Here is a 10,846-nt window from a genome sequence, read left to right as displayed (position 1 = left end):
CAGTCAACGTTGCGCAGCTCCAGGCAATGGGCGGCACGTTCAACAGTAGCGGCGTCGTGACCAACGCATTCGTCGCGTATGACGACACGACGAAGAGCAAGGTCACGCTGGGCGGCGCGGGCACGACCAAGGCAGTCACGCTGACGAACGTTGCGAACGGTATCTCGACGAACGACGCAGTCAACGTTGCGCAGCTCCAGGCAATGGGCGGCACGTTTAACAGTAGCGGCGTCGTGACCAACGCATTCGTCGCGTATGACGACACGACGAAGAGCAAGGTCACGCTGGGCGGCGCGGGCACGACCAAGGCCGTCACGCTGACCAACGTTGCGAACGGTATCTCGACGAACGACGCAGTCAACGTTGCGCAGCTCCAGGCAATGGGCGGCACGTTCAACAGTAGCGGCGTCGTGACCAACGCATTCGTCGCGTATGACGACACGACGAAGAGCAAGGTCACGCTGGGCGGCGCGGGCACGACTAGGGCGGTCACGCTGACCAACGTCGCGAACGGTATCTCGACGAACGACGCCGTCAACGTTGCACAGCTTCAGGCCATGGGCGGCACGTTTAACAGCAGCGGCGTCGTAACCAACGCATTTGTCGCGTACGACGACACGACGAAGAGCAAGGTCACGCTGGGCGGCGCGGGTGCAACCAAGGCCGTCACGCTGACCAACGTCGCGAACGGTATCTCGACGAACGACGCAGTCAACGTCGCACAGCTCCAGGCAATGGGCGGCACGTTTAACAGCAGCGGCGTCGTAACCAACGCATTTGTCGCGTACGACGACACGACGAAGAGCAAGGTCACGCTGGGCGGCGCGGGTGCAACCAGGGCCGTCACGCTGACCAACGTCGCGAACGGTATCTCGACGAACGACGCAGTCAACGTTGCGCAGCTCCAGGCAATGGGCGGCACGTTCAACAGCAGCGGCGTCGTGACCAACGCGTTTGTTGCATACGACGACACCACCAAAAATACCGTGACGCTGAAGGGTGCCAGCGGCTCGACCAAGATTACCGGTCTGAAGGCCGGTACGCTGTCGGCCACAAGCCTCGACGCAGTCAACGCCAGCCAGTTGTACAGCACGGCGAGCAGTGTTGCGAACGCGCTGGGTGGCGGCTCGACCGTGAGTTCCACGGGCGCCGTGTCGGCACCGAGCTATCAGCTCAGTGGCGGCACGTACTCGGATGTCGGCTCTGCCCTTAGCGGGCTCGATAGCCAGGTCGGTGCGATCAACAACAACATCGCCGACACGACCAAATACATCAAGGTGGTGTCTGCGTCCAGCGCTGCCATCGCCTCTGGCGGCGAAGCCGTGGCCATTGGCGGTGGGGCGTATTCGAGCGGTACCAACGCGGTTGCTATCGGTTCGGGCGCACGTTCGCAGTTTGCTGACTCCGTGGCGTTGGGTTCGAACTCGCGGGTCAGCGCGGCGAATTCGATTTCGGTCGGTGACATCGGTGCAGAACGCCGCATCATGAACGTTGCGAACGGCGTTGCGAGTACTGACGCCGTGACCCTCGCTCAGTTGAACGCGCTGAAGGCTTCGTTGACGCCGGTCCAGTCGACCGGACTCAAGTCGATGCTTTTGGGCGCGGCCGTGCCTGTCACGAACTATATCGCGGTGAGCACGACCGTCACTCCTGGCCTTCCTGCCACCTCGACGGACAACACCGAGAACGCCATGGCAATCGGGCCTGGCGCAATGGCTCAGGGCGCGGGTTCCGTGATCGTGGGGGCGGGTTCAGGCTCGTTCCGTGCCGGCTCGACCGTGGTAGGTTCGTATGCAAGCGCAGCGGCACTGAATGCCACGGTAATTGGCGACGGTGCGACTACCGACAACAAGTCCGACAACTCGGTGGCCATTGGCTACATGGCGGCGGCTCAAGGTCTCAACTCCTTGGCGATGGGTAGCAATAGCGTGACGAACGCCACAAACTCCGTGACGCTCGGCAACACTGCAACGGTGGCGACGGGCGCTACCAATTCGATGGCGCTCGGTGCCGGGTCGTCGGCCACGGCGATTAACGCTGTAGCAATCGGCTACAACTCGATGGCAGACCGAGCCAACGCCGTTTCGGTTGGCAGCAGCTCGCAGCAGAATCAGATCATCAACGTTGCCGCCGGTACCCAGAATACCGACGCGGTGAACCTCGGCCAGATGAATGCTGCTATCGCGGCTGTGGCTGGTGGCGGCGCACCGAACGCGGTGGTGTATGACACGTCGGCTCACACGTCGGTCACGCTCGGCGTTGCAGGCACGCCGGTCAAGGTGGCGAATGTTGCCGACGGCGTCGCGAACAACGACGCGGTCAACGTCGAGCAGTTGAAGGCAATGGGCGCAACCATCGGCACGAGCGGCAACGTGACGAACGCGTTCGTCGCTTACGACGACACGACCAAGGGCAGAGTTACGTTTGGCGGCGTTGGCGCGACCGCCCCGGTCATCCTGTCGAACGTGGGCGCGGGCCAGGTGACGTCGACCAGCACGCAGGCCATCAACGGTTCGCAACTGTACGGTGCAATGGCCAGCACGGCAGCGGCGCTCGGTGGCGGCTCATCGGTGAACAGCGACGGCACGATCTCGAAGCCCAGCTACAAGCTGAACGGCGCGACCTATAGCGACGTCGGCGCCGCGCTGATTGCGGCAGCATCCAGCAGCGGTGGCGGCTCGACGAATGCCGTCCTGTACGACACGTCGGCACACACGTCCGTCACGCTCAATTCCACTGGCGCGCCGGTCAAGCTGTCGAACGTTGCCGACGGCGTCGCGAACAACGACGCGGTGAACGTCGAACAACTCAAGGCGATGGGCGCAAGCATCGGCTCGAGCGGCAATGTCACGAACGCGTTCGTTGCATACGACGATACGACGAAGACCAAGGTGTCGTTTGGCGGGCTGGGGGCGACCACGCCTGTCATTCTGTCAAACGTCGGCTCCGGTCAGGTGGCGTCGAGCAGCACCCAGGCAATCAACGGTTCGCAACTCTACGGCGCAATGAGCAGCACGGCTGCGGCGTTGGGCGGTAGCTCGTCGGTGACGGCGAACGGCACCATCAGCAAGCCTGCGTATGTCATTAGCGGCAGCACATACAGCGGCGTGGGTGCGGCAATCAGTGCGCTGGACGCGCAGTCCCGCGGCGGCAGCCCCGACGCGGTGATCTACGACACGTCCGCGCATGACAAGCTGACCTTGGGCGGTGCCGGTTCCACGACGCCTGTGACGATCGCAAACGTTGCAGACGCTACGAGTGACAACGAGGCCGTGAACCTCAAGCAGTTGAAGGCCGCTGGTCTGAACGTCGACTCGTCGGGCAATGTGACCAACGCGTTCGTCGCCTATGACAACATGTCGAGGGGCACAGTGACCTTCAATGCGGGCGGCACCCCGACCCAACTGAAGAACGTGGCTGCGGGCACTGACGCAACCGACGCCGTCAACGTCGACCAGATGAAGACGTACGTTGCGCAGCACGGCGGCGACGGCACGGCAAACGGCGTTGCCTACGACGACTCCTCGAAGACCCAGGTCACGCTGGGCGGCGTGGGTTCGACGACGCCGGTCACGCTGACCAACGTGGCAGATGGCAAGAACGCTACCGACGCAGTCAACTACGGCCAGTTCTCCGCTCTCGAGAACACCGTGAAGAACTTCGCGGACGGCGGCGGTTCCACCTACATCACCGTCAACAACCCGGGAACGAGCGGTACCGCGGCAGTAGCTTCCGGCACGGATGCAATCGCGATCGGTAACGGGGCAGTCGCATCGGGTAGCGAGTCGATTGCAATCGGCAAGGACACCAAGACGACGGGCGATAAATCCGTCGCCATGGGTTCGGGTGCCTCGGCTCCGAATGTCAATTCGGTTGCCCTTGGTGCGAACTCGACTACGGATCGCGACAACACGGTGTCGGTCGGCTCAGCCGGTGCCGAGCGTCAGATTACGAATGTCGCGGCAGGCACGCAGGCAACCGACGCAGTCAACCTGGGTCAGTTGAACAATGCCATGGGCAGCATGAGCAACTCGATCAACAACGTTGATCGCAACGCTGCCAAGGGTATTGCTGCGGCGTCGGCGCTGAATATCGTTACGCCGTATCTGCCGGGTCGCACCACGATCAACGCGGGCGTCGCCAACTACCGCGGCTATCAGGCGGTCGGTCTGGGCGTGTCGCGGTGGAACGAGAAGGGCACGATCAACTACAACCTGGGCGTGTCCAGCTCCGGCGGCAATAGCACCATCGTTCGCGCTGGTATCGGCATCGTCCTCGGCAACTAGGCGAGGGCCGTCAGGCCTTCAATAGAAGCTTGAGACGTTAGCTGTCGGGGTCGCACGGGAAGTTTCCGTGCGACCCTCTTTCCATGAGAAAACACACATGAAGTATTCCTTGATTGCGCTCGCGCTTGCCGCGACGCTCGCCGGATGTTCGTCGAACGCGACGCGCGACCGGCTGCAGATTCAAGACCCCACTGTGCTGCAGACCGGCTTCAGCGCCACGCAAAGCCAGGCCGCAGGTGCGGTGACGCCGCAGTGGATCGACACTTATGGCGGCATCAAGGGCGGCGCACTGCTCGATGCCGTTCAGGGCCGGCTGCAAGCGCTCGGCGAGCGCAAGAACAACTACTTTGGCGACAAGGCGCAGTGCTGGCTGAATGCGGCCAGCGCCGAGCGTTACAGCCACGATAACTGGGGCTTCGTGCAAGAAGCGTTGGTTCAGGCCGACCGTCTTACCGCGGCGCTTGAAACCGGTCAGGGCCTGTCTGTCGACAATCCGGAATTGCGCACGGCTTCGGTGATTCGTCCCGATCTGTGGAAGCAGATCCTGCAGGCGAAGACGTCCCCCCTTTTCCCGCAGTGCCAGGAAGCGCAGCGTTTGACGGCGTGCTCTGAAGTCGAAATGATTCATGCCGGTCACGAGGCATGGACGCGAAACTTCGAAAAGAGCCAACTGCTGGTGGATGGGGTGGAAAAAGGTCTGCCTGGCATTAGTGCTGCGCTTGCTGCGTGCACCCCGCCTCCGACCGCACACGATGACGCCGTTATTCCGCCGAAAATGACACTGCAGGCCGACGCCACCTTCAAGTTCGATCGTGGCGATCTCGGCGGCATGCTGCCTACGGGCAAGGCCAAGTTGGATCAGCTCATTCGCGACCTCAAGCAGGTGGATGACGTGACGGCTATTCGTATCGACGGCTACACCGACCGTCTGGGTAGCGACAGCTACAACCGTCAGTTGTCCAGCAAGCGGGCAGAAACGGTCAAACGCTATCTGCAAAATGGCGGCGTCACGACGCCAATCTCTGCACGCGGTCGCGGTAAGGACAATCCGGTGGTCGAATGTCACGACGCTAACCGTCAGGCGCTGATCGACTGTCTGGCAGCGAACCGTCGGGTGGAACTGGAATTTGTGCGTAGTGACGCACAAAAACCGGTTCAGAAGGCGAAGCCGCAGCAAGAGCCGAACGAGCGGGCACAGTAACGCAATAACTCGCACGTTGATCGCGGGCCGCATTTCCGGTGCGGCCCGCGCGACGGTTGGAGGAAGCGGTAGCGCGCGAGCACTCCATCACAAACCAAATCTGCGGCTCCGTCAGTGCCGCAGAGCGGACATATGCAATCGCGGTTGCAACTTGGCATGCAGCATCACACTAGTCGTCACAACATGTCCTTCAAGCACGCCGCAGAATTATTCTGGTCTCCACTCGGAATTATCCGTCGGTGAGATTCGAAAAATCCCTTGTTATTGCAGACATATCTACTGACGTTGCGGCAGAGAGGAGGCCCCAACGTTGTTAACATACACGTCAATCCCTGCTGGGCTGTTTCTGTTTCGTTTTGCGCCCCTTGATTAATAAGAAAACAAATGGAGCTGTAAATGAAGAGAATCGTGATTATTGACGATCACCCCATAATTAGAGGGACGATAGCGAACGTGCTGCGCGCCGACCCGGAGCTGGACCTGGTCGGGGAATGCGGCGACGGCGAAGACGGTCTACAAATGGTTCTGCGCGAAAAACCGGATCTCGTCATTGTCGATCTTGATTTGCCGCGGCTCGACGGCTTGTCCATGATCCGCCGTATTCGCGAAGAGAACCTGAAGATTTGCATTCTTGTCCTTTCCGCCAAACCAGAAGATGTAATGGCCGGATATACGCGCACGGCAGGTGCCAACGGTTACGTGGGCAAAGGGCGCAACATGAGTGAGTTGATCACGGCGCTCAAGACAGTCCTATTTGGCTACGACTGTTTCCCAGCCGATGCAACCGGGTCTGCGCCCGAAAACGCGCTGAGCGCCTTGTCGGCACGTGAAGTGGAAGTGCTGCAACACCTTGCTCGCGGTGCGAGCAATCGCGACATTGCAAGTCGTTTATTTTTGAGCGACAAGACTGTGAGTACCTACAAGAGCCGTATTCAGGAGAAGCTGGGACTATCGTCGCTCGCGGCGCTCATCGAATTTGCGTCGTTACACAAGCTGATCGATTAGTTGCACGGCTATGAACGAGACGAGACCGCATGATGACGCCGAAAACGCCGGCCTCCCGCAGCCAACACCCAGCGCCCCTGCGGCGCACGGGGGATCACTCGCGCAGCTTGTGATGCCTGCTATGGGGCATGACAGCGCGGCGGCTCATACAGATCACACATTGTGTGGCATGCATGAAGGCGGTCACAATTCACACAAAGCCGTCGAACCATCGCCGACACTATTCGACCGTGGTTATTTGAACGCGCTGGTAGAAGAAGGAATCAACCTCAACGCATTTCTTGATGGTTGGGGCCAGGCAATGCGCGATGACCTGGACCATCTGGTCGAATCGCAACGCGCGGGTGACGCACAGCATTTTCGTCATTTGTTGCACCGACTGGGCGGGGCGCTCGGTCTCGTCGGCGCTCACGGTTTAATCGAGGCGCTGAGGGTCGTGCGAGCCGCGCCCGGCGCGCAGGATTGCCCGTCGATTGATACGCTTGCGGCGCGCATACGAACGCTGATCGAGCAACTCGAAACCGTCAGCGACGAGTACCGGAGCGCCCGGCCATGAACAGGCCGTTGGCCTTGATCCAGGGCGCGCTTGCGCTTCCCAATTCGCGTCCGCTTTCTGGTTTGCCGCCGCCTTTCGGCTCGTGGCAACGGTCAGCATCGCGCACGGAGCAACTGGGCCCGCAAGCGGCCGTGCCAGAGTCGCCGCGATATGCGCCAAAGCTGCGTCCTCGCTTCAAGGCTCCGCCGAAGAACAAGTTAATATTGTTCTACAAGCTGCCACAACGGCCCGCTTCGGATAGTCGTTTTGACGAGCAATTGGCCGAAGCGCGGCGTTATCTGGAAGCGGATCACGCGCAACCGCATTCGTCGCGTGCGGATCGCATGCTCGGCGCGGCGATTTTTGTCGGATGCAGCATTGCGCTTGCGTGGCTATTGGCCACCTGCTCGTCACACGAGCTTGCCGACAAGGCCACGGTTTCAGCGCGGCCATCTGAAAGCATGGTGCATAGCGGCCGTGGCACCCAGCAAACGTCCCAAACGGTCATGGAGCAGGCATCCGCGCCGCACAAGCTTGCCCCACCGGCGTTGGCCGCAGCCGAGCCGTTGCCGCGAGTCATACGTCCGGCCGACGCGGCGAGGTCGTCGCAACAAGATGGGTTGCAAGCCAGCGCGAGCGCGCGCAGCCATTCCGTTTCGGAAAAGCGCATTGCAGGAGCACACCGTCCGCTTGCTGTAACCGCCCCGACTCGCGTGGCAAGCGCAAACACGCGAATCGCGTCGAGTCGCCTCAATGATTCGCGTGCGCCTCTTGCGACACACAGTGGGCGCGAATGGGCAGCGGCGCAGTCGTCGGCAAACGACACAGCGGAGCGCAAGGCCTTGTGGGATTGGGCCGCGCAGCAGCGCCACGCAAGTGCCGTTACGCGCACAACAGTGTCTACGTCGGGGAACGTCGACTGGAACGCGCACATGACGCAGCGTCGTATCACCGACAATCCCGCCGCTTTTCAGTCCGGCCGCGCCTCGCAATAAGCGGCGAAAAAAAAGCCCGACCAAGGTCGGGCTTGAAAGTCGGCTGCGCCCTCCACAGGACGCAGCCCCTGCAAAACAGCCAGGCTGTTTGCGTCGTCGCGAAGCTTAAGCAGCCAGCAACGAACGAAGCACGAACGGCAGAATACCGCCGTGCTTGTAGTAGTCGACTTCGATCGGCGTGTCGATACGCAGCAGCACCGGCACGCGCTTCTCGCTGCCGTCCTTGCCGCGAATCACCAGCGTCACTTCCTGTTGCGGCTTGAAGTCCGCGCCCAGGCCTTCGATGTCGTACGTTTCTTCGCCGGTAATGCCGAGCGACTGAACGCTATCCGAGCCCTTGAACTGCAGCGGCAGAACGCCCATGCCGACCAGGTTCGAACGGTGAATCCGCTCGAAGCTGCGTGCGACCACGGCCTTCACGCCCAGCAGTTGCGTACCCTTCGCGGCCCAGTCGCGCGACGAGCCCGTGCCGTACTCCTCGCCGGCGAACACGATGGTCGGCGTACCGGCCTCGATGTACTTCATCGCGGCGTCGTAGATCGACAGTTGTTCGCCGCTCGGCTGGTGAATCGTCAGGCCGCCTTCCACGCGCGAGCCGTCTGCCTTCGCCGGGATCATCAGGTTCTTGATACGGACGTTTGCGAACGTGCCGCGCATCATCACGTCGTGGTTGCCGCGGCGCGAGCCGTAGCTGTTGAAGTCGGCCTTCTGCACGCCGTTTGCCTTCAGCCACTTGCCTGCCGGCGAGTCTTCCTTGATCGAGCCTGCCGGGCTGATGTGGTCGGTCGTGACCGAGTCACCGAAAATGCCCAGCGCGCGCGCATTCTTGACTGCGGCGATGCTGTCGGCCGGCGTCATCGAGAAGTCATTGCCGAAGAACGGCGGCTCCGCGATATACGTGGACTTCGGCCAGTCGTAGACCTGGCCTTCTTCGCCTTCGATCTTGCTCCACAGGTCGCCCTTCTTGGTCAGCGACGAGTAGTTCTTGCGGAATGCGTCCGCATCCAGCGCGAACTTCAGCAGGTCGTTCACTTCGTCGCTGGTCGGCCAGATGTCGCCGAGGTAGATGTCCTTGCCGTTCTTGCCCTTGCCGACCGGCTCGGTCATCAGGTCGCGCGTAATGTTGCCGGCGATGGCGTAAGCCACCACGAGCGGCGGCGAAGCCAGGAAGTTCGCGCGGATGTTCGGATGAATACGCGCTTCGAAGTTACGGTTGCCCGACAGCACCGCCGCCGCGACGATGTCGTTCTTCGTGATGGCTTCGTTCAGTTCCGGCGTCAGGTCGCCCGCGTTGCCGATACAGGTCGTGCAGCCGTAAGCGGCCAGCGTGAAGCCCAGCTTGTCCAGGTACGGCAGCAGGCCGGTCTTCGTCAGGTACTCGGTGACGATACGCGATCCCGGAGCGAGCGACGTCTTGATATGCGGTGCGACCGTAAGACCCGCTTCCACAGCCTTCTTCGCGAGCAGGCCGGCAGCCAGCAGCACGCTCGGGTTCGAGGTGTTCGTGCACGACGTGATCGCGGCGATCAGCACGTCGCCGTTCTTCACGTTGACGCCGTTGCTGGTGGTGTATTGCGCGTCGAGGTCGGCGGCCTTCTTCGCGAAGCCGTTTTCAGCGACCGGCTTCGAGAACAGGTCGGTGAACGTGGACTTCACGTTGCCGATTTCGATGCGGTCTTGCGGACGCTTCGGACCAGCCAGCGAAGGTGCAACGGTGCCGAGGTCGAGCGTGACGACCTTGGTGTAGTCGATGTCGCCTTCGTTCGGAATACCGAACAGGTTCTGAGCCTTGAAGTAGTTCTGGAACGCGGAGATTTCCGCGTCCGTGCGGCCCGTGCCCTTGAAGTAGTCGATGGTTTTTTCGTCGACCGGGAAGAAGCCCATGGTTGCGCCGTATTCCGGCGCCATGTTGCCGATGGTCGCGCGGTCCGGCAGCGACAGCGAGCGCGTGCCTTCGCCGAAGAACTCGACGAACTTGCCGACAACCTTTTCCTTGCGCAGCAGTTCGGTGATGGTAAGCACCAGGTCGGTGGCCGTCACGCCTTCGCGCAGCTTGCCCTTCAGGTTCACGCCGACCACGTCCGGCGTCAGGAAGTACACCGGCTGGCCGAGCATGCCGGCTTCAGCTTCGATACCGCCCACGCCCCAGCCGACCACGCCAATGCCGTTGATCATCGTGGTGTGGCTGTCCGTGCCGACCAGCGAATCCGGGTAGTACACCGTGTCCGCGCCTTCGGCCTTCTTGTGCACGCCGCGTGCAAGGTATTCCAGGTTGACCTGGTGAACGATACCGACGCCCGGCGGCACGACCTTGAACGTGTCGAACGCCTGCATGCCCCACTTCATGAACTGGTAGCGCTCGTTGTTGCGCTGGAATTCCAGTTTCATGTTCAGGTCGAGCGCGTTCTTTTCGCGGAAGTGGTCGATTTGCACCGAGTGGTCGACAACCAGATCGACGGGCACCAGCGGCTCGATCGACTTGGGGTTCTTGCCCACGCGCTTCGCGACGCCACGCATTGCCGCGATGTCGGCGAGCAGCGGCACGCCGGTGAAGTCCTGCAGCACGACGCGCGACACGACGAACGGAATTTCGTCGACGCGCGCGGCGGTCGGCTTCCAGTTCGCGAGTTGCGTGATGTGTTCTTCGGCGATTTTCTTGCCGTCGTAGTTACGCAGCACCGATTCCAGCACGATTCGGATCGAAACCGGCAGGCGGTCGATCTGGATGTTCAGTGCCTTGCCGAGTTGCGGCAGGGAGTAGAACTTGCCTTTGCCGGAACCGCTGTCGAATTCCTTGAGCGTTTTGTGGAGGTTGTGGGCCATG

The 10,846-nt window shown here is 61.5% G+C and carries 5 protein-coding genes; 4 read left to right on the top strand and 1 reads right to left on the bottom strand.

The features are described 5' to 3' along the window. The 4 genes from JNB89_RS21535 to JNB89_RS21520 all read left to right on the top strand — a co-directional run. Positions 1-4,286 (top strand): beta strand repeat-containing protein (locus JNB89_RS21535; RefSeq protein WP_220363537.1); only part of this gene is annotated, 4,286 nt, incomplete at its 5' end. A gap of 97 nt (positions 4,287-4,383) precedes the next feature. Then, complete coding sequence (locus JNB89_RS21530; protein ID WP_220363536.1) at positions 4,384-5,487, top strand: OmpA family protein; 1,104 nt, start codon at positions 4,384-4,386, stop codon at positions 5,485-5,487. A gap of 396 nt (positions 5,488-5,883) precedes the next feature. After that, positions 5,884-6,492, top strand: coding sequence for a response regulator transcription factor (locus tag JNB89_RS21525; protein ID WP_013342077.1), 609 nt, complete (start codon positions 5,884-5,886; stop codon positions 6,490-6,492). 10 nt (positions 6,493-6,502) lie between these two features. Continuing rightward, a complete protein-coding gene (locus JNB89_RS21520; RefSeq protein WP_220363535.1) occupies positions 6,503-7,048 on the top strand; it encodes an Hpt domain-containing protein in 546 nt (181 codons plus the stop codon). 1,079 nt (positions 7,049-8,127) lie between these two features. On the opposite strand, the gene acnA is transcribed toward JNB89_RS21520, so the two are convergent. Continuing rightward, the gene (acnA, locus tag JNB89_RS21515) at positions 8,128-10,845 is read right to left on the bottom strand and encodes an aconitate hydratase AcnA (protein ID WP_135895217.1); all 2,718 of its coding nucleotides are present in this window, start codon (positions 10,843-10,845) and stop codon (positions 8,128-8,130) included. Position 10,846: the final 1 nt, after the last annotated feature.

Origin of the sequence: Paraburkholderia phenoliruptrix (genome assembly GCF_019511605.1) — a bacterium.
Lineage (GTDB): Bacteria > Pseudomonadota > Gammaproteobacteria > Burkholderiales > Burkholderiaceae > Paraburkholderia > Paraburkholderia phenoliruptrix_A.
Note: the sequence above shows the minus strand (reverse complement) of the source record. Positions and strands in the feature narration are given on the sequence as shown.